The sequence below is a fragment of the Pontiella desulfatans genome (assembly GCF_900890425.1).
Taxonomy (GTDB): Bacteria; Verrucomicrobiota; Kiritimatiellia; order Kiritimatiellales; family Pontiellaceae; genus Pontiella; species Pontiella desulfatans.
This window is the reverse complement of the sequence record NZ_CAAHFG010000003.1, coordinates 1,009,609-1,030,834: the sequence shown is the minus strand read 5'-3', so window position 1 is coordinate 1,030,834 and position 21,226 is coordinate 1,009,609. Positions and strand designations below refer to the sequence as shown.

11 protein-coding genes are annotated in these 21,226 nt (G+C 52.1%); all 11 read right to left on the bottom strand.

Annotated elements, in window-relative coordinates:
* The 11 genes from E9954_RS24775 to E9954_RS24725 all read right to left on the bottom strand — a co-directional run bounded on the left by E9954_RS24775 (nt 1) and on the right by E9954_RS24725 (nt 21,216).
* On the bottom strand, nt 1-1,602 hold the full coding sequence (locus E9954_RS24775) for a sulfatase-like hydrolase/transferase (RefSeq protein ID WP_168442584.1): 1,602 nt from the start codon (nt 1,600-1,602) through the stop codon (nt 1-3).
* 8 nt (nt 1,603-1,610) lie between these two features.
* Nucleotides 1,611-3,482 carry a sulfatase family protein gene (locus tag E9954_RS24770; RefSeq protein ID WP_136081949.1) on the bottom strand — a complete coding sequence of 624 codons (1,872 nt, stop codon included), beginning with the start codon at nt 3,480-3,482 and terminating at the stop codon, nt 1,611-1,613.
* Nucleotides 3,479-5,359, bottom strand: a complete 1,881-nt coding sequence (locus tag E9954_RS24765) for a LamG-like jellyroll fold domain-containing protein (RefSeq protein ID WP_136081948.1) — start codon at nt 5,357-5,359, stop codon at nt 3,479-3,481. The genes E9954_RS24770 and E9954_RS24765 overlap by 4 nt, the downstream gene beginning before the upstream one ends.
* A complete protein-coding gene (locus E9954_RS24760) occupies nt 5,356-7,785 on the bottom strand; it encodes a glycoside hydrolase family 2 TIM barrel-domain containing protein (RefSeq protein ID WP_222847307.1) in 2,430 nt (809 codons plus the stop codon). Before E9954_RS24760 ends, E9954_RS24765 begins: the two co-directional genes overlap by 4 nt.
* Nucleotides 7,786-8,014: 229 nt before the next feature.
* Entirely contained in the window at nt 8,015-10,918 is a 2,904-nt protein-coding gene (locus tag E9954_RS24755; protein ID WP_136081947.1) for a hypothetical protein, read from the bottom strand.
* 305 nt (nt 10,919-11,223) lie between these two features.
* The gene (locus E9954_RS24750; protein ID WP_136081946.1) at nt 11,224-14,019 is read right to left on the bottom strand and encodes a hypothetical protein; all 2,796 of its coding nucleotides are present in this window, start codon (nt 14,017-14,019) and stop codon (nt 11,224-11,226) included.
* Between the two features lie 85 nt (nt 14,020-14,104).
* Entirely contained in the window at nt 14,105-15,565 is a 1,461-nt protein-coding gene (locus tag E9954_RS24745; protein WP_136081945.1) for a hypothetical protein, read from the bottom strand.
* A 183-nt stretch (nt 15,566-15,748) separates the two neighbouring features.
* A complete protein-coding gene (locus E9954_RS24740) occupies nt 15,749-17,245 on the bottom strand; it encodes a sulfatase family protein (RefSeq protein ID WP_136081944.1) in 1,497 nt (498 codons plus the stop codon).
* A 49-nt stretch (nt 17,246-17,294) separates the two neighbouring features.
* Complete coding sequence (locus tag E9954_RS24735) at nt 17,295-18,674, bottom strand: sulfatase-like hydrolase/transferase (RefSeq protein WP_136081943.1); 1,380 nt, start codon at nt 18,672-18,674, stop codon at nt 17,295-17,297.
* Complete coding sequence (locus E9954_RS24730; RefSeq protein ID WP_136081942.1) at nt 18,662-20,266, bottom strand: sulfatase; 1,605 nt, start codon at nt 20,264-20,266, stop codon at nt 18,662-18,664. Before E9954_RS24730 ends, E9954_RS24735 begins: the two co-directional genes overlap by 13 nt.
* Before the next feature lie 314 nt (nt 20,267-20,580).
* Entirely contained in the window at nt 20,581-21,216 is a 636-nt protein-coding gene (locus E9954_RS24725; RefSeq protein ID WP_136081941.1) for a hypothetical protein, read from the bottom strand.
* Nucleotides 21,217-21,226 lie beyond the last annotated feature (10 nt).

Genomic DNA, 21,226 nt, shown 5'->3' with positions numbered 1-21,226 from the left:
TTATTTCCCCGCTTTGGCTATTAGTTCTTCACGCGAAATGATGCCATTCCCGTTTTCATCGCGCCCCAGGAAATATTCCTTTTGCCGCGATTCATTGTAGGACTCGCCCTTGCGTTTCGCATTTAACGCGCCCCAATCCATCCATTCCTCTAATGTGACTCCATTGTCTTTATTCAGATCGAGCGCGGCAAACCAGTCCCAGGAAGATGTCCCTTTCTTTTTTGATGACTGCTGATTTTTCTTAATCTTGGCCTGCCACTCCGGCGTATGAATCAGGCCGAGAAAGGCCGGCTCGATCAGCTCCGCATCCCACTGCGCACGGAGTTGCTGCAACTGCTGGACCTTTTCCGGATTCTGGTTGGCCACATCACGCTCCTCCCCGATATCATCTTTCAGGTTATAGAGCCGTGGCGCATCTCCATGCCATTGGGTATGCAGTTTATAATCTCCGCTCCGGACCGTATATTTCTGACCGTCAAATTTGCGCAGGTAAATCGCCTGATGCGGCGCACCGCTCTTCTTGCCGGTCAGATAAGGAATGAGATTCACCCCGTCCAACGGACGCGCCGGATCCTCTGATGCGCCGGACAGCTCCGTAATCGTTGCAAGAATATCGAGCGAACTCACCGGGTGATCATAATCAACGCCCTCTGGAAGCACGCCTTTCCACTGCACCGCATACGGCACCCGGAAACCGCCTTCCCATGAATCACCTTTGCTCCCGCGCAACGGCCCGTTATCCGAAGCATTTTTCGGTTCAGGGCCCCCGTTGTCGGACAGGAAAAAGATAATGGTATCTTCCATCAGATTCAGCTCTTCCAACTTCTGGAAAACCTGCCCGACTCCATCATCCACCGCACTCACCATGGCCGCATAAACTTTCCGTTTACCTTCAAGAGTCGGAAAACGATCTAAATACTCGTCCGACGCCTGCAATGGAAGATGCGGTGCGTTATAGGAGAGAAACAGGAAAAACGGTTGCTCTTTGCTCTGACCAATAAATTCAACTGCGGCATCAGAAAATTCATCGGTAAGATATTTACTCGTCTCCACCATTTCGTGATTGTGCAGAATCTTGGTCCGGTAACTCTCTTCTTCATTTTTCCCATGCCCTTCAATTGTCAGGTCTTCCGGGAAAAAGCGGTGGCCTCCACCGAGATGACCATAGAAGTAGTCAAAATCGCGCGCGAGCGGATGCAGCGTTTCGTGCGCTCCCAGATGCCACTTCCCCACAATACCGGAGGTGTATCCAACGGGTTTAAGCACTTCGGAAAACATCCGTTCCGAAAGCGGAACCCCCATATTCGGATCATCCACGCGATGCTGTGGATTTCGCTCAAATCCGAAACGCTGGCCATAACGGCCGGTAATAAACCCGGCCCGGCTCGGTCCGCAGACAGAATACGGCGCATAGCCGCTGGTACAGCGAACCCCGTTATCCGCAATACGGTCTATATTGGGCGTCGGAATATCCGTGCATCCATTAAACCCCACATCCGCATAGCCCAGATCATCACACATAATCACGATCAAATTGGGCTTGTCCGCAACAGCACCTGCCACAGCCACCATCATCAGCATTCCAAAAAGTATTGTTTTCATACCAGAGCTCACTTCTTCTTGATTTTAATTCGTTTCACCAACAGTTCTCCGCCATCGCGAACACCAACGTGTAATGTCCAACCCTTGGAACCCGAGGTCTTAAGTACGGCCTTCAATGTTCCGGTTTCTCCGACAACCGCCGTCCAGGTTTCCGTCTGCTTAGCTTTCTTGTTTTTCGGATCGAGAAAATTGGCAAAAAAAGCGGCTCCGGCATCGAGGCCTTTCGACTCCCACTCCACTGCCAGCTCATACGCGGTATTCGCTTCAAAGGTTCCGCCCGGAACGGTAATCGCCCGCGCCCACTGCCCCGGCTCGCCCTTCACCGCATGCGGACCGCTGTCGACCACATAACCTTCACTTGAAGAAAGGGCCTTATTTTCCTGCTGTGGAGCAGAACCGCCGGTTTCATAAATCAGGTTACCGTTGGCCAGTGCCGGTTCGGCATACCGTTCCATTTGCGCCATCAGCTCGGCCTGCATTTTTTCAGCGATTTCTTTGTATTCCGGATGCGTATAAAAATTGATGAGTTCGTCCGGATCCTTTTTCAAATCAAACAACCACGGATCATCGCTCGGCGAAAGAACGAGCTTATAGCGCCGATTCACCGCCGCCACCCATCGGCTGCCCGCATTGGTGATGTACACCACACGATCATCGCCAACGTCTTTTTCAGGGCTCAAATAATCGCCCGAGGTATCGCGACCATGAAAGTCCGGCCAGCCGGTTTTCACGCCCGTCATCGAAAGCGCCATCGGGGCAAAATCAATATTACTCTGCGCTGACCGCACCACTTTCCCGGACGGAATATGACCCGGCCAGCGAATCAGGAATGGAATCTTTGCCGACGCTTCAAAAGGAACGCCTTTGTTATGTTTTTTGTGTTCGCCCATCAGATCGCCGTGGTCGGACGTAAAGACGACAATCGTATTATCAGCCAGCCCCTGCGATTCCAGGTAGTTCAGAATACGGCCCACATTGTCGTCGATGCACTTCACCATCCCGAAATACCACTGCATCTGCTCCTGCTTGAGGCCTTTTTCCGCCGAGTTTTTTCCTTTAATTGAACTCCAGCCCGGAACCGTCTCTTCTGTCGAGGCATCCATCGTGTGCGGATTCTCAAAATGCATATCCGCAAACATCGTATCGTACGGTTTCCGCACATGGTTGGGCCCGTGCGGATCGGGAATCGAAACCATCACACAAAACGGTTTCGTTTTATCCCGTTCAATAATCTCCAGGGTGCGGTCACACAGAAAATCGGTTGTAAATGACAATTCATCCGCATCGTTGATATCAAATTTGTACTGATTATTTTTTTCATTAAACGAGCCGACAAATTTTGCGGTATTCCCGTCTTTTTCCAGCATCTTCCAATGCCCGCGATTAATCATATAACGGTTATCGTCCCATCCGAATTTCCGTGCCGGGGCAAAACCGGGCTTGGCATCGCCATCCAGATGCCACTTTCCGACGTATGACGTGGCATAGCCGTTCCGCTTCAGCACTTCCGCAAAGGTAACGAGGTCATCATTCAGCGGCATATCGTTTACCGGAGAGCCCGTATGCACCGGATACAGCCCGGAAATAATCGATGCCCGAGAAGGGGTACAGACCGGCGAGGCCGCATAATAACTCGTTGCAATGGCACCATCCCGCGCCAGCGAATCCAGGTGCGGCGTTTCTACTTTCACCCCTTTACCCCAGACATAGGACTGATCATCCGTCATCAGATCCCGGTAGCATCCCAGTGTTCGGAAATTATGCTCATCCGTATGAATAATCAGCAGGTTCGGCTGCTTCGCTTTTCCGGCCAGCGTATGCTGCCCCATGGCAGCAAGGCCCGCGGCACTGATCAGTCGGTTAAAATTCCGGCGCTTCATAGTTCCTGCCCTGCTTTCAGTTTCATCGCCCGCTTCACTTCATCTGCGGAAAGACTGCGTGCCCAGACCGAGACTTCATCCAGCTCGCCGACAAACGGTTTTACCGGCAATTTATCGAAGCCTTTATTGCTGTAGTTCAACCCGCCGATACCCAGGCGAACCGCCTGATTAAAGAACAGATGGGCATCTTTTCCGGTAAGCTCGGTCTTAACCGGTTTTCCATCCACAAAAAGCTGCACTTCAGACAGTTTGCAGCCATTGCCGGGCATGCTCATGGCCACATGATGCCACTTCCCATCGTTCAGCTTAACGCCTTTGGCCGACAGCCACTGCCGATCCGAAATCATTGCTTCCGGCACGCCGTCATTCAGGTTCAGGTTGATAAAGTTTTTCAACTCCTTGCTCCAGATGGAACCCGTGTTGATCAGCATCTGTTTTTCCGCTGCGGTGGTTTTCAGCCACAGGGCATACGAAACAGCATGCGTTCCATGAAGCGGACCCATCGCAAAAACGCCCATCCGGCTGTCGCCCGTAAACCGCCCGCCTTTTCCAATCATACCCGGCACCTGCTCCACGCCATCGGTCAGACCGCTGTAATGAGGCCCGAAACTTCCGAGGTTAGGAAAAATGTCGGAACAGGTAACGCCGCGCAGTTTAAACGGATCTTCCTTTTTCCGGCCCACGGTTCCCATGATCGGATTTTCCGCCAGCGGAAGTTTTTCTTCGAAATCAAAATGATACAGCCGATCACCAGGATTCAGCACCGCCAACTCACCATCGCTTTCAAAAACGGGGACACCGCCGGATTTATCAATCACCAGGCGGCCGGAAACTTCATAGTCGCCATCCTGTGGTTTCGCGCCCAGCTGGTTATAACAGATGACTTCGATCCGATCGTCCGAAATATCCAGCGTCTGGAAATTATTGAAAAAATTACCGCGGCTCACCAATTGAATCACATCCGACCCCGGATCCTTGGTCACGGTGTTGGCATGAACCTCTCCGGCAAAATAGATGTCCACCTTGTATTTGCGGAGCAGCTGCCAGAACGGGCTCCGGATATCGTCGTCCATCAGCATGCCGCTGCTGTTTACCTTGCGCACCGGATAGATCACCGGCAGATGTGACTGCACCAGAATGTGTTTAATGCCTGCATCCTTGCGCGCTTCGCTCAGCACCTCTTCCAACCATTGGAGGTGCGGGCCGGTAATCGTTCCGGTCACCGAACCTTCCGGCCCAATGCTTTTATCCGGATCTTCCTGGTGAAATGCATCGAGGGTGATAAAGAGAATATTTTTATGACGGTACGCATAGGACGTTTCTTCATACTTCGTGCCCAGCGGTCGGGAAGCCGCCTGGCCGATCGGTTTTTCATAGAGAAACCGTCCTCCATCGGGATTGCGGTTAAACTCTTTGGCAAACGATTCACGGAACTGCGGCTGGCAGCGCGAAACATCCGATCCGGGCGGCCAGGGATTATCCCCCACTTCATGATCGCCCACGGCCATGATCAGCTTGGAATATCCGCCTTTGCGGAATGAAACAATCATACCCGAATAACATAACCGTCCGGCTTCGAGCACCGACTCTTCCGGCATCGCACCGGGAAAATTATTTTTGATAAAATTCGGCGTATCCCAATGCCCGCCGTTGCTGTCCCCCGGCATCAGAATCAGCTCCCCGCCATAATTCTCCTTCAGCATGCGGACGACCGCGACATCTTCCGCAATGGCTTCCTCCAGCCAATCCGTCTCTTTTTCAAGTTGCGTATATTTTTCCGCAGAATGCCAATCCGCCAACAGCAGAAAACGCCACGGTTCTTCCGCCTGAACCGCAACTGCGGTCATTAAAATACAGGTTACTATCCACTTCATCATTTTACCTCGATTTCAATCTCTCCTGCAGCCAACCCGTCCGAGTCAGCCTTCACCACCACCGAACCGCTTTCGCCCTTCACGGAACGAACGACCACCAGTGCCAAACCATTAAAGACCCTGCGTTCCAGAGCATGGAACGACTCATGGCTCGTTGGATCGCCATTGCCCACGGCAATAATTTCGCCCGGGCCTTCAATTTTAAATTGTACTGAATTATGAGAACGCGGAACGACGAGCCCTTCAGCATCCACCACGCGGACCGTTATAAACGAAAGATCCTGCCCGTCCGCCGCGATTTCCGACCGATCGGCTACCAGTTCCAGTTTCGCTGAATTGCCGGTGGTTTTCTGAAGATCCTCAGCCCAGATTTTTCCATCCTTATACGCAACCACCTTCACTTCGCCGGGTTCATACACCACATCATCCCAGCGCAGGCGGTATTCAAATTCGCCCTTCCTCTTCCGTCCGAGCGATTTTCCATTCAAAAACAGTTCCGCTTCATCGCCCGATGTATAGACATGCACCGGCGTAACTTCGCCGATACGCTCCGGCCAGTTCCAATGCGGAAGAATATGCGCCATGGGTAGCTCCGGTCGCCAGCGGGCCTGATAGATATAGAAGCGGTCTTTCTTAAATCCACACAGATCCACAATGCCGAAATAGGAACTGCGCGGTGGAATATTACCGCCCAGACGCTCCAGCTCTTCCTCCATGCGTTTCCGTTCTGCCGGATCAGAAAAATTCAGCAGATTGGTTTTATCCTGATTATACGGTGTTGGTTCTCCAATATAGTCAAACCCGGTCCAGACAAACTCGCCGAATACCCACGGGTATTTATCCTGCGCCGCAAATTCAATATCAGGATTGTTAGCCCACGGCGGTGCAGTCAGGTCGTAGGAACTCACCTGAAAATCACCGCCCTGTCCCAGATGTTTTTCATCGGATACCGGGAAAAAGTATTCCCCACGGGAGCTGACCGTCGAAGCGGTTTCGCTGCCATAGAACGGTTGCATGGGATTCACGTTCCGGAACTTCTGATAAAGATGCGGTTTGTAGTTATACCCGAAAAGATCCGTCGTTTTCTGGAAGCCGTTCCATCCGGCATTGGGGGCATTACAGCCATACGTAATTGGACGGGTGCTGTCCTCCGACTTTGCAATATCCGTTAACATCTGCGACACCGGGGCATCTTCCTTTTTCTTCATTTCCCGGGTTTCATTTCCGGTACTCCACATCACCACGGAAGCATGGTTCCGATCGCGCTTAATCATCGCGCGCAGATCCTTCTCATGCCATTCCGGAAAGTGGCGGGCATAATCGTTGGGTGCTTTGCTCTTTTCCCAGCAGTCAAATGCTTCCACCTGAACCAGAATGCCCATGCGGTCGCACAAATCCAAAAGCTCGGGTGCCGGCGGGTTATGGGCGGTACGAATGGCGTTCACCCCCATCTCCTGAAGAATCTCAATCTGCCGTTCAATCGCACGTGTGTTGATCGCAGATCCCAGTGGCCCTAAGTCATGATGCTGACAAACCCCGTTCATACGCACCTTTTTTCCGTTCAGGAAAAAACCTTCCGACGTATATTCAATGGTACGAATTCCGAATGAGGTTTCAACCACATCCACCACGATCCCATTTTGTTTAACGGTGGTTTTTAACGTATACAGCGTTGGCGATTCCAGACTCCATAATTTGGGATTGGCCACCTTGATTTGAAGATGAGCCCCTTCTCCCTGCACGCCGGCTTCTACAATTTCTTGAAGAATAATGGTATGGTCATCTGCCCCCGCCACCTCGGTTTTAATCGAAATAGTTGCTTCTTTTTTCGAAACATCCGGCGTCGTTACAAAAATGCCCCAATGATCCACGTGCACCGGCTCGGTTTTCACAAGGCGGACATTGCGATAGATCCCGCCTCCCGGATACCAGCGCGAAGATTCCGGTTTATTGTCGAGCCGAACGGCAATCGTATTCTTTTCGCCGGGTTTCCAATGATTGGAAAGGTCGAGGCGGAAGGAAGAATAGCCATAGGGCCATTCCCCCACATATTCGCCATTCAGCCACACCTTCGAATCAGACATGGCTCCGTCAAAATCGATAAAGATTTTTTTCCCGGCATCAGAGACCGGTGCATCCACCGTTTTCCGATACCAGCCAATACCCGCCCACGGCAGTTTACCGGTACGGTTCGGCAGATCATCGCGGAACGGCCCTTCAATCCCCCAATCATGCGGCACATTCAGTGACCGCCATTGAGAATCATCGAGCGATGCGCTTTCCAACCCCTCAGGTTCTGCCCTTTCCGAACCATCCGGCATGGCCCCGAAACGGGCAAATCGCCAATCTTCATTAAAATTGATCGTACTGCGCTCAGCCAGAGCTGAAGCACCCAGCGATAGTATCGCCATCATCATCCATGTTTTCATTGTCTATTTCCCGTCACCTCTAACTCACGATTTTCACACGTATACACCATACATAAGATACACGCTGGCGCACACGACAACTACTGTAGAAACCACTAGGTAAAACGCAGTCAGATAATCCAACATCAAAACGTCTCCACCCTCTTCATTCATCCCCTGAAAACAAAAAACCGCCTTGCGGAGGAGACCGCAAGGCGGGCGCTGTTTTCACAGCTAGTAATGATGAAACTTAGTTTTGCTGAACCTCCAGACCGATGAATTTAGCGGTCGCGCCTGTATCGGTTCGGTTGGTGATGGTCTTCCAGAGACCGGGACCTGTTAAAGCACCGACCTGTTCAACATCGCCGCTATCCCAAGACGGATCGTATTGAAGATTTTCTTTGGTACCTACACCGTAGGTCAGGCTGGCATCATCCTGTCGCTGTCCATGCACATGGTAGAGCCAGTTGGTTCCGCCGTCTTCAGCCTGCCACATGGCCGCGGCCGCTCCGTCCGCCACCAGCGGATCGCCGCCGGTCGCGAATTCCATGAAGTTGTCCTTGCCGTCACCATCCGGATTATCATACGGACCGTCATTGACGCCTTTGGTCAGCCCTTCATCGTTCGCCCATCCGCCGAATACATCGAAGGTGCCCAGCAATGCGACATTGTCGATCCAGGTATTGTTGAACGGTGACTCTGGCTTGGGATCCAAGGTGACGGTGAAGGTCACGAACTCACCGGCCGCCAGAGTATGATCCGCCAGACCAGTCAGATCAACATCGTGATCATCGAAGTCATAGTTCTGGAAGCCCAGCACCGTCAGACTGGAGTACAGCAACGCCGGATCCGCAGTCACATCTCCGGAAACGGAGAGCGTGAAACCGTCTGCGGAAGCGGCATACCAGCGGCCGATGTCGAAGTGGAGCGACGAAAGTACAGTATCGGCCACGGTCGTGTTGGTGAACGTCAGCATGGCCGAGTTATTTATATTGTTGAGCTGCCACATGGATGTGGTGACCGGGGCAACCAACACATTGGACGAGATGGAACCATAGGTTCCGTCTTCCGAGCCCCGTTCATTGTATTGGAGACTTCCGGCTCCACTCATAACGGCCTTGACGCCGTTCACCGCTGCATCTGCAGTCAGGAATTCCGTATCAAGCAGAGCGATCACATTAGTCGTGGACGGCACATCGGCCGGACGCCAGGCATACACGTTGATCTCGAAGACACGGGACGGCAGCCCTTTTTCATTCCACGTGAGCTCCATCACCGCGGAGGCGGAGGTGCCGGCTGCGACATTAGCCACGGTGTTATCGAATACCAGCGTGACAATGGTGTTGGTCGTTTCCGCCGTTGCGAGCTCCACCGGAAGGGAGCCTGAAAAACTGAACGATCCCGGATGCGTTTCGTCTGCAAACGATACACCGGTTATCACGATGTTGGTTGCCGAATCGCCTTCGGTGTAGAACATTTCGATCAGTTGGCTGGAGCCCAGATCGAGTCCGGAAATGTCCATGCTGATCCATCCGCCGGGCACCCTCGTCAGGCCGGCACCGTTCGAACCGGACCCCAGCAGCGCAATATTGTCGATGCAACTAACCGCATTGGAGTTGGACGGGTCGCCGTCGAAGAAGGTGAATTCGATCAAAGCACTTTCGCCATGCGCGAGGGTGCGGTCGGCCAGACCGGTCAGGTCGATGTCGAAGTCGTCATAGTCACCGACCGTGCCGGCGAACTGGGTCAGATCCACGGTGTTTGTGAAAAGCGGACCGCTGGTCACATCGCCCGAAATCGATACCTCCACTTTTTTCAGTCCCTTGGCATACTGTTTCGCGGCATCGAAATGGAGCGAATCGAAGGTGCAGTCGAATCCCGTCTCGTTGGTGATGGCCACCGAGACAACCGGGTAGGTCAACGAAACCCGGTAGCAACCGCCATCGGTGCGTGCATCGCCCGGAAGCGTTCCATAGCTGCCGTCGGTCGATCCCTGGCCGGTTACCGTACCGTACCCATTGGAGATCCTTGTCACCAAACCCTGAAGAGCGGGATTTGCAGTTGAACCGGTATGGTCGAAAATCGCGATGGTGTTGCCTTGGTTAATCGCCAGACGGGTCGCACTGACCGGCACACTGGAAGTGGAACTGGAAGCTGAACCGACTTCGTTCCAAATAATCTGCACCACGCCGGTGGCGGTTTGGCCGTTTGAAAGCCCCGCTGTTGAGTTGTCGAATTCAATAGAGACGTCTTCCGTTGCCGGAGCCGGGGCGATGAGATTCAGCGGTAAAGCTGTTATATTGGCGAACGCGCCCGGATGAGTCTGATCCACAACGGAAACTGCGGAGATCGTTACGTTGGTGGCCGGAATTCCTTCAACGTAGGAAACCGCAACCGTTCCGGTCACTACACCGGATGCATCTTCCACATATAGCGGCAATAATTCCCCGAGTTCAAGCGAAGCATCCGCGGAAGGTTCATAGACCACCAAGGACCAGAGGTAATGGTTGATAGCACCGGCATTATTGTCATAAACATCCGCATAGTACCCGGCCTCATCAAACGTTCCGCCAGTGATGATCGATACATCAACCACGGAACCGATGGTTCCGAGCGGAACCGTACCATTAACGGTGGATGGAGTGAACGCATACCACGTGGCATCCGCAACTTCTACGGTATATTCAAATGTGCTGACCGTCGTTCTCGAGTGCAGCAGGGTGGCGTACCACCCATCCGCAGGACCTTGCGTACTGTCATGCAGGATCAGGTAGGTATCGTCACCCGCCACCCCGACACCAAATGTAGACCCTTGCGTCGTGATGGTTTTCACCGCGGATGCCGGAAAATCAAACGCGACCATATAGTGGAAATTGGTATTATCGTTCATTTGCAGCCGATCATTCGCCAAAAGTCTCGCTTGGTTAAGTTGGACTGAATCGGAGTTCACGCCGGCATACGAAAACGAAGGTCCCGTATAGTCGCTTGCCGGTGCGGATTCATAATTCTGCCATGAGGTTGGTGTGGCACTAAAATCCTTATTCGCGGTGACATAATCATTGTTCTCCGAGTCATACACGAACACCTGCCCATGGGCGGCTCCAACACCGGCCAGTAATACAGCGCATAACAATGCTATTATACCTCTCTTCATCTCTTCTCTCCTGTTTGGTTTCTTTTTTCACTACCTGGCCCATGAACGTTAATCAGGGCTACCCGCCCATACCTCACACATGCAGCCAAGACACTTCTTTCAGCAATTACTCGGATAAGATAACGCGTGGCTATAGATCCTGTCACCTAGAGGAACCTCTAGGTCGGGTCCAGGGACTGATAGTAGGAGGTGAAGCAGTACGATTTATGAGCGGCAACAGTCGCCAGTCATACGTACAAAGAAAGGCATCCCTGAAATCGGGATACCCTCATACATTGCATAAAAAAAAATGGGATTTAATTCGGTTACGGCTCGATTTCAAGCCGGTAAAATGAAGGGGTCTTCAGCTCCACAGGCACAGAAATATCCCCGGAATTTTCAATGAGTATTCCGGATGCGGAGTTCCAATCATTGGAAAGCAGGTTCGCGGACTCCATGACTTCATATTTGGTTCCGGTCTCCGCCCGCCACGAAATCAGCACGGTATCGGCAGAATTCGAAACCGTCCCGCCGGATAGGGCCAGGTTATCAAAAGCACCGTTGGCCCATTCCGCCCCGGAGTTGGAAACCACGAGGTTTAAATTCACGACTTCCCCATGTGCGAGTACCCGATCGGGCAGTCCGGAGAGCGTCCAGTCAAAGTCGGCGTAATTATTCTTTTTACCCGTGCTCGATAGTCCCGTGACGGTCTGAATATCCGTTTGATTGGTGACCCCTTCCAGGTCGCCGGATCCATAAAGCAAAGCTATGTCATGAGGAGAATCCTCCCACCATGCGGCATAATCAAAATGAACGGCATCCAAACGTAAAGGCAGCCCGGTTTCATTCTTAAGCGTGAAAGTTACCCTATCCGCCCCTTCTACCTCGCGCACGGCAAATGCCGATGCCTCGGTGGCAGCGGTGGAAAACGCGCTGCCGTAGCTTCCATCCGTTGAGCCTGCCGTATCATCGATCTCATAAAAAGTACTGCTTGCAAGCGATCCGTTGATCCCGGTCGCAACGAACGCCGGAGTCTCGGAACCCCCATCCCAGGCCAGCAATAGCCCCTCAGATATCGGCTCAGCAATTTCCGATGTAATAACCGGCTGTTCAGGAACAGGGTTTGTTGCATAGTTGCAACCGATCATGCTCAGCGAATTTGCAGGAAAGGTGCTTTGTTTTTTCCCGTTCACATCCCACACATCAAGTACCGCAAGCGAACCTCGTCCATCGCCCTCGTCAACCAAGGTCCAGGCTTCGGACACCTCGTTAACCGTAAAGCCGACCGTGTTCATCTCAAGGGTATACTCCACATCGGTTTTATTCAGCAGCCATGTAACCAGCGAGCCGTCATCGCCCTTCGCGGAAAGTATGTATACCCCCGATATAGGTGATGATGACTCAACCACGGTCCGGTCGGCGGCTTTAGAAAACATCCACATCCAGAGCGCGGAGGCATTTGGATCGCCGTTATGAATGGCATGCCGATCACTTGCAGGATCTACGGACGGAACATCCAATGCCCACAGCATGCCGATATCCAGTCCGGCCTGCAGGAACTGCATCTGTATTTCCGACTGCATTAAGGCCGTTTTAAATTTGGTATGATTCGGATCGGTCTCCCACGGCCCCGGCGCAATGTTCCATTCCAGAATAGCTAAACGCACATGGGGATATCCCTCAGAAACAAACAGGTTGTTGGCATATTCCACGGTTTCCTTAAAGGTCTGTCCACCCCCGCGCTGCATGGGCAACTGCGATTTCCAGATATCCCATGTGGCCGTATCCCACGACCAGTAATAGTGCACATCCACTAAATCAATGTTGGATTCGGCAATGCCCAACATGATCTGCATGTCGGATAAAAATCGGGATCCATTTACATTGTTATGCGCATTGGCGATTAACCTGGCGTCCGGGAAGGTGGCTTTCACCGCGGCCGCATAAAGATTAAACTTTTCGGCATAGAGCTCGGGTGTCCACGCTTCGCCATCGTTATCATCATCGCGGTTGTAGTTATTTCCATCCTGAAAATTTTCGTTATCAAAATAAATATAGTTTACGTCATAGCCCTGATGCTGCACATAAACCATCAGGTTGCTCGCCTCAGCAATGGCTTCCGCTTCACGATCCCATTCAATGCCGGAGCTCATATTGACGCCGAGCATAATTTCCGCGCCGGTTTCATCGATCAATTCCAAGTATTCATCCAGATCCTGGAACATGTGCGCCGGCAGGTCATCGGCGCGATCATAGTTCGGGTTCCAGTGATCCTGCCACCCCTGTCCATTCAGGTCGTCCCAATGGTAATAGGTCACAACAGCCCCGCCCGGCCAGCGCAGACCACCGATGCCGATATCCTTGATGATGTGCGCCATCTCACCATCGTCAAACAGTGCATCCGGATACCAGGAATAGACCAGCCCGCCGCCCATCGCCATGCCGGAAACCTCGTGGGTGTCCACAGAAGGATCAATGGATACCACGCCATCCGGCGCCGGGAATTCACGAAAAGAAACATCATCAATAAAGATCTGGTATTCCGAATTTTTCGCGGCCTGGAATTTTTTCAGTTGAAACTGAATGTATTCCCCCTGCTCCTCCGCCAGCAGCGGATCTGATCCGTCGATATGCAGGGTAATCGTTTCCCAAACCCCGGTCGTGGAAGGAGCCAGATTATAGATGGATTTTCCACTCCAGCTATAGGTTCCGCCCAACGCCGGACTCGTTGAAATGACAACACCGATAACCGTATCGTTCGTTTGCGCAGGATTCGCGGATTGATTATCCAACCGCATGGCAAAGCTGATTTCATAGGTCTTACTTGAATCGATGGTCAGCCCCAGATTCTGATACGCCGAAGCATCCCCCGCCCAATGGGTGAAACGCAGCGCCTGATCTCCGCTTTTCACAATGGATACTTCGCGCGAAACCCAGCCCCAGTTTGCGGTATTGCCCGTTTCGGAAGAAATCCAGCCGGTTGTATTGGTCGGATTCGGCTGGTCCCAACCGCTCAGGGCTTCAAATGAAGCATCATCGATCCAGTTGGTGGTTGCTCCGGATATACCGGCCGCTGAGATAAACAGGAGAGATAAAACCGCTGAATTATGTTTCTTCATCATTATCTTTCCCTCTCAGAAAAAGCGCCGCTACAGCTTAAATAACGGCGCTCTTGTATGCTTATAAAAATCGAATCAATCGGACCGCTTAATATTCCAATCCGTAAAAATTCTTCGCTTCTGCTCCATCCACATAAATGAAACGATTAGTACCGTCGGTCGTTGAATGAGTCAGATTGGTGATCACATAGGAGCTCGTTCCATCGTCAGAATGCCCCGTATAAGCCCAATTGCCATCAGAAAGACTATCACGGCCTACCAGATAGATCTGGCTGAGATCACCCGATGCATAAACGATCAGCCGGACCTGGTCCGCAGCGGATGGTTCGGTAGCAACAAACCATGCTTCCGTAGACGAGATGCCCATGATAGCGATATTGTCGAACGCACCTCTGTCCCAGGGTCCCGCTGCATTATCGATGGAGAGACGGAACGTAGCCTGCTGACCATCTCCAAGAACAACATCATTCAGATTGGTCAACGGAATGTCGAAGTCATGGTAGTCACCGTATTGGCCGGTCACTGCCAGGTTCGTTGCTGTGAAAATTTCGGTATTGTCCATCTCATTGAGATTTCCATAGGCATAGCTGAGTGTGATGTCCTGAGGACTGGCTTCATACATCCGTCCATAATCAAAACTGATTGACTCGAGCTGGAGCGGACTGCCTGTATTATTCTTGATCCGGACATCCACCCGACTGTTTGTATTTGTAGTCCCTTCCCGAACCTTGTACCCGGTCCGCAGCACGGAAGCTCCGGATAACGTACCATATGTTCCATCGGATGATCCCGCAGAAGCTTCAATTACGCTTCCGTCAAAACTTGCTCCGAAAAGAGATCCTTCTACGCCGGTGACCGCATAGTCATAATTGGTTCCAATGCCCGTATGGTACCCGAGCAGCAAACCGACCGGCGGGGCTTCCGGCGAATACACTCCGAATTCCGCATCATCGATGAACAATTCATACGAACTGACGTCTCCCGAATCACCACTGTCAGTTTTAATAAAACGCAGCTGAATATATTCACCGACAACGTCCTGAAGTGCCGAACTTGATGACTCAAGGATACCCGTAACTTTCTCCCATGTATCGTTGGTCGTATTGGCCTGATCGAAAAAGAAGCCCGCCTGATAAACATAAGGTCCAACCGGATTCCCGTTTGTTGTAGCATATAAAGAGATGGTGAGTTCTGGAGGATCGGTTTGAGATGCGTGTTCAAGACCGCCTGTGAGAATCCAGGCCGAGGCCTCATAGGCCGTATTCGACTCAAGCAGCACGCCCGTATTCTGGGTGATGGTACCTTTATTATAGTTCACCACCTTAACCGCCTGGGTTCCGCTATGGGCTTCATCTATCCGGCCTGCAACAATCCAAGGCTGAACCTCTATGGCATTCCAGGGCGTATCGCCGTCATTCGGCTCGTTGGCGGCTCCGTCCAATGCTTCAAAATCGGCATTTTGCAGCAGATTACTGACCACCGCAGCCTGAACCATTCCTGCCAGAGAAATAAAACCTAAAACTATCGCACATTTTTTCAGCATTTTCATAACCCATCCTTTTTTCATCATGGAACAACACACTTCAGACCCCAGCGTCTAACTTTGCTCAAACTTATCTATAGGTTGGTCTTATGATGCAGATTCGTCTACTAGAGGAATCTCTAGGTCGAAATCAAAAAACGCGCGCAGACGAATGTCACACGCGCGTTTTTCACGAAGATGCCAGTGCCGTTATAACTCAGCCGTAGGCCCTTTTATGCATTCCTGGAGGGTTTGCAGCATCCGCTCCGCCCGTTCGGCATATTCGGGATTATTCAGGAGATTTTTGCTCTCATCCTCTTGCGGGTTGCTTTCAAGATTATAGAGCAGTTTCGGCTTAAGATTTGTCAGATTTTTTCCGTACACATGTAGCTTCCATTCATCCTGCCGTAGGGCAGCACTTCCACCCTGGGAATAATGCACCAGTACCGCATGCCCTTTGGCCCCCTTCTCCTGTTTCAAGAGCGGAAGCAGGTTCACGGAGTCCATTACCTGATTTCGAGAAATTTCCTGACCGCACACCGCCGCCAGCGTCGCCACCACATCCAGCGCACTGATCGTCTCGCCCGATTGAGTGCCCGGCTCTATTACGCCGGGCCACGTGGCCATAAAAGGTACACGGTGGCCCCCTTCACGCACGGCGCCTTTTAGGCCGTTCCAGCCGTTCGTTGGATCATGCCCGAGTTTTTCCGCTTCGGGATCGGCCGCCAGCCCGCCGTTATCGGAAGTTACAATAAACAGCGTATTGTCGAAAATGCCCGCTTTTTCCAAGGTCTGGATCAGCACACCGACCTGGGCATCAAGCTCCTTGATCATATCGCCGTGCGGCCCGGGTGTGGTCCCCGCAATCTTTACCCCATTGAGTTCCTTCGGCGGCGTATGCGGAATGTGCACAGCCTGAGTGCAGTAATACATAAAAAACGGTTGAGTCGGCGACGTCTTCACCTGTCGCTCAATAAAGGCTTTGGCTTTTTCAGCCAACAACGGTCCCGCCAAGGTCGGATCCCAATTGGAATCCCCTACCTGCGTCAAATCATTGTGTTTCCGGGAAATATCATAGGCATTCTGCTTCGGTCCGATCATCTTCCATTCGGAGTCCGGTTTCAGCGGCATCCATTGCCCGTTTTCATAAAAAGCAAAGGGATGATTCTGAATTCCGCTCGGCAGCTCAAAGGAATAGTCAAATCCCCATTGGTTCGGCCCGTTGGTCCGACGCGCCAGATCATATTTTTTATATCGATCCTTCCACGCAAAGTCTGTTTCAGCATCAACCACCTTAAAATCACCGCCCATGCCCGACTTGCCGAAAAAGGCCGTCGCATATCCTGCCGCCTGCGCAATTTTTCCGGAGGTTGTAAAACGAGGAGCAAGGCCCGTCTTCTCCCACGAGCCCCAAACGCCAAACGGTTTATAGTTTCGATAGGAATAGCTGCCGGTCAGCATACCGAAGCGGCTCGGCGCACAGAGCGGTGCAGCGGAATGGGCATCATCAAACCGCATGCCCTCAGCAATCAGACGGTCCATATTCGGTGTAGGAATCAGCTCTTTTTCGCCGGTCCGTTGTCGATGATAAAACCCGATATCGCCCGGCCCCAAATCATCGGCCAGCACCACAACCACATTCGGACGTTGCTGCGCCAGTAGATTGCCCACCAAAGTAAAAATCAAAATTCCAATATAGCTGCGCATTATGCTCTCTCCTTAACAACCTTGTTAAAGCCTGGTAATCTAGTGGACCTCACTGCCCCGGACCGCCGGCATACGGATACAGTTCGGTCTTTTCGCTTTTCTGCGTAAGAATCCGGTTCATCCGCTCAACCACTTCCGGATGCAGGTCCGCCACATCTGTTGTTTCGTTGATATCGATTTTTAAATCATAGAGTTCCGTCCGCCCTTTGTTAGCATATCGCACCGCCTTCCAATCCCCTTTGCGAACCGCCTGACGGAAGCCGCTCTCCTTCCCGCTGGCATGCTGGAGTTCCCAGTATAAGAGATCATGTTCTTTTTGAGGAGTCCCCATCACCTCAGGCAGAAAAGAAATGCCATCAGTCTGTTCCGGAACATCAATGCCGGCAACATCCGCGAGCGTGGGCATGACATCATAAAAGATGGCAGGATGATCGCTTACGCCGACCTGCGATTTACCTTTCCAGTAGACGATGCCCGGCACCCGAATGCCCCCTTCATACATATCGCGCTTATATCCATTGAGACCCTGGGCACTGTTAAAAAAGGTGTGGTCATGTTTATGCTCGCGATGAGGCCCGTTGTCGCTGGTGAATAAAATAAAAGTATTTTCCATATCACCGATGGTTTCCAGCTTAGCGAGGAGTCGCTTAATCTGTTCATCCAGCATCGTTATTCGTGATGCATGACGACGCTCGATTTCCGGCCAGCCCCGATCCTTATAGTTTTCCGTTTCACGGAGATAAAACTCATGCGCATGCGGACTGCGATAGGACATAAAGAGGAACAGCGGTTTTTCCTGATCTCGCTGCTCATCCAGGAATTTGAGCATAATGTCCGTGCGGAACTCATCCAGACAGTCGTATTGGGTATAGTCGTGGAATATCACCTCTTCACGGCCATTCACCTGGTGATCCCGCTCATCGAACTCGCCCCCCTCCGCTTTAGGCCCCCACTGTTCCTGAACCGCAAAATCAAAGCCACGCCCCGATGCCCAGGTCGATACATCTTCCGGAATGCCCAAATGCCATTTCCCGACAAAGGCCGTCTGATACCCGGCATCCCGGAGCATTTCCGCAATGGTGATTTCGCTCTTTTTCAAGGCCACCCGGTCCCACGAACCATTGACCTGATAAAATCCCTTATTGCCACGGATGGTGGCGTGCCCCGCATGAATACCGGTCATTAAGACCCCTCGGGAAGGCGAGCAAACCGAGGTGCCGGCATAGAAATCTGTAAACTTAAGTCCCTTGGCCGCCAACGCATCAATTGTCGGGGTCTGAATCATTTCCTGCCCATAACATCCAAGCTCACCGTAGCCCAGATCATCTGCCAGCAGGATGATGATATTCGGGCGCGACCTCTCCGCGAGGCAGGCACCACAAACCGTCAGCAGAGCTGATCCCAATAATAAACTGCTCAATGATCGCATGTATCCAGACTCCTATCGGGTAGATGCGGCATCACCCGGTCAAATTCCTGCTGTAATTCGGTCATCACTCCCCGATGTTCAATGGAGGTCGCAAGGTTCCTTGTTTCATTCGGATCGTTCTTATAGTCATAAAGCTCACAACCAACAACATTCCCGGACCAGGTTACATTTCCATCATCGTTAACAATACGGCGCCACTCCACATAGCGGTATCGCGACGTGCGCATGGCCCAGCCCATCACGGAACCAAGCTCTTCATCCTGACGCATGTACTGACTGATCGCACTTTTACCCGCATCCAGCTCCTCACCCCGCATAATTCCCGCAAGGCTACGTCCATCGGTTTTTTCAGGTGCTTCCAATCCCGCCAATTCGCACAGCGTTGGAAAGAGATCCACCAGTTCGGTCATGGCGGCATCCTCGACCACACCTCCGGGAATCGCCGGCGAAGAAATAATTAGAGGCGCCTCGGTGGCCTGCTCATAGTTCGTATGCTTGCCCCACACCTGTTTGTCTCCCAAATGGAATCCATGATCCCCCCAAAGACAGATGATTGTATTATCGGCGACCCCGGATTCTTCCAAGGCCTGGAGCAGTTTTCCCACCTGGGCGTCGACATAGGAGACACAGGCCGCATAGCCATGCAGCATATGGCGTTGCAGCGCTTCCGGAATCGGCCCTTCTTCCGGCACCGGATGAAATCCGCGCGCTTCAATATAGTCCGTTTCAGCCACAGCAACGCCGTCTTTCGGATAAACCTGAACGGGTTCAATCTCAAACTCTTCCGGATCATATAGATCCCAGTATTTCTTCGGTGCAACAAACGGCAGATGCGGTTTGTAGTAGCCCACCGCCAGGAAAAAAGGTTTACCGTTTTTGCTATGCTGGCGGATCACCTCCAACGCCGGCGCGGTCATCACATTGCCCTCGGCATAGGCTTCGTCAGGAAGATCCAGTGCCTCACAAACCGGACGTGCACCTTCGATGGTTGAGAGATAGGCCGTGCGTTGCGGCTTTTCCATTTTGAGGCGCGTCACTTCCTTATACGCCTCATCTAGGATTTTCCGGGTCACCGGGTCCTGATAGCCGCCGCCAACCGGTTTAAGTGGATAAAGGTCCGTATTCCAATCCCACCGGACGCCGCCTTTATTACTCCAGCTGACCGCATCCTGATGCTTATCGGTATTCCGCGAATCAAACACCTTGCCGAACCCAAGCGATGTATATCCGTGTTCCTTAAAATACTGAGGAATCGTCTTCAGTCCCGGCACCCGCTCCCGGGCCGCTCCGATCTGCTGGGACGCCCAGCCCGATCCCATGCTGTAAATTCCGGTCGTATCCGGTCGCAGCCCGGTCAACACACTCATTCGGCTCGGTCCGCACAACGCGACCTGGCAATAGGTATTCCGAAAGACCGTGCCCGATGCCGCCAGACGGTCAATATTCGGCGTTTTCACCACAGGATGGTCATAACACCCCAGCCAGGGCTTCAAATCATCCACAGCAATAAACAGCACATTGGGTTTCGATTCTGCGGCAATCACTCCGACCGACACCGCCAACACCGCGAACATATACACAATCTTCTTCATAAATAGGCCTGCTAACCAAAAGCGGATAATATGCCGGAAACCGCATGACTCTACTACTGCAGAATCCTCTAGGTGGTTGATATCGGACTACTCCCGCAGCGCCGTTATGTCCTCCGCAGGTTCCGGTAATCTGACAGAACCGAATGCCGGATGCCAGACGGTTTGTCTCCTCAAGGACGCCCGATTTTTCTTCCGTCATATATTCCCGGGTTAAAGGGCCATCTACAGCGTCATGAAGTGCAACTTCAACTTCCATCCCAGACCGGGCCACCCTTCAATCCCGTCATCTTTCCTCAATGCAGCTTTTTCCCTGACTAATACGAAAGAAGTCCTGCACTGACCTCAACTTCTTCTCCATTCGACAACGAGTGTAGCTGAATATCATCCACCCAGATCGCATGGGATGAATTCAGCGACTTTTTCACAATACGCAACTGAATACACTCACCAATCCATTCTTCAAGATCAGCGGCGTCAATGGATCCCTCAATACGCTCCCACACCCCATGTTTTGAGGTGGTGATCTCCCAGAAAAACTGTTTCCTGAAATGAAACGGACCATCCGGCTGCTTCGCAGATGCTACCGTCACAAAAATACCCGGTTTTGCGGTATGGGCGGGATCGTCACTCGGCTCATCAGTCATTATCCATAGGGATATATGATAATCATGACCCGCCTGAATCACATGCCCCGTATTCTGCAAGACGTTAATATCGCCACGCCAACGATTAAACTTCAGCGATTGCCCATGGTTATCAAAAGATCGTTCGGAATCTATCAGCGTCGCCCATCCGCCCTTCTCTCCAGCGGTGAACCACGGCGATGTTGTTTCATCCGGATACGTTCCCTTTCCCCCCGAAAACTGTGCATCGGACAACAGGTTCGCCCCGGCACATGCTACCCCGAGCAAACCTGAACACAGCTGCACGGCAAAGATCCAATTCTTCATCCTCTTTCTC

Coding starts and splice junctions, on each gene's coding strand:
- E9954_RS24735 (WP_136081943.1), bottom strand. CDS start 18,674: ATGCGATCATTGAGCAGTTTATTATTGGGATCAGCTCTGCTGACGGTT.
- E9954_RS24725 (WP_136081941.1), bottom strand. CDS start 21,216: ATGAAGAATTGGATCTTTGCCGTGCAGCTGTGTTCAGGTTTGCTCGGG.
- E9954_RS24750 (WP_136081946.1), bottom strand. CDS start 14,019: ATGATGAAGAAACATAATTCAGCGGTTTTATCTCTCCTGTTTATCTCA.
- E9954_RS24765 (WP_136081948.1), bottom strand. CDS start 5,359: ATGATGAAGTGGATAGTAACCTGTATTTTAATGACCGCAGTTGCGGTT.
- E9954_RS24740 (WP_136081944.1), bottom strand. CDS start 17,245: ATGCGCAGCTATATTGGAATTTTGATTTTTACTTTGGTGGGCAATCTA.
- E9954_RS24775 (WP_168442584.1), bottom strand. CDS start 1,602: ATGAAAACAATACTTTTTGGAATGCTGATGATGGTGGCTGTGGCAGGT.
- E9954_RS24755 (WP_136081947.1), bottom strand. CDS start 10,918: ATGAAGAGAGGTATAATAGCATTGTTATGCGCTGTATTACTGGCCGGT.
- E9954_RS24760 (WP_222847307.1), bottom strand. CDS start 7,785: ATGAAAACATGGATGATGATGGCGATACTATCGCTGGGTGCTTCAGCT.
- E9954_RS24770 (WP_136081949.1), bottom strand. CDS start 3,482: ATGAAGCGCCGGAATTTTAACCGACTGATCAGTGCCGCGGGCCTTGCT.
- E9954_RS24730 (WP_136081942.1), bottom strand. CDS start 20,266: ATGAAGAAGATTGTGTATATGTTCGCGGTGTTGGCGGTGTCGGTCGGA.
- E9954_RS24745 (WP_136081945.1), bottom strand. CDS start 15,565: ATGAAAATGCTGAAAAAATGTGCGATAGTTTTAGGTTTTATTTCTCTG.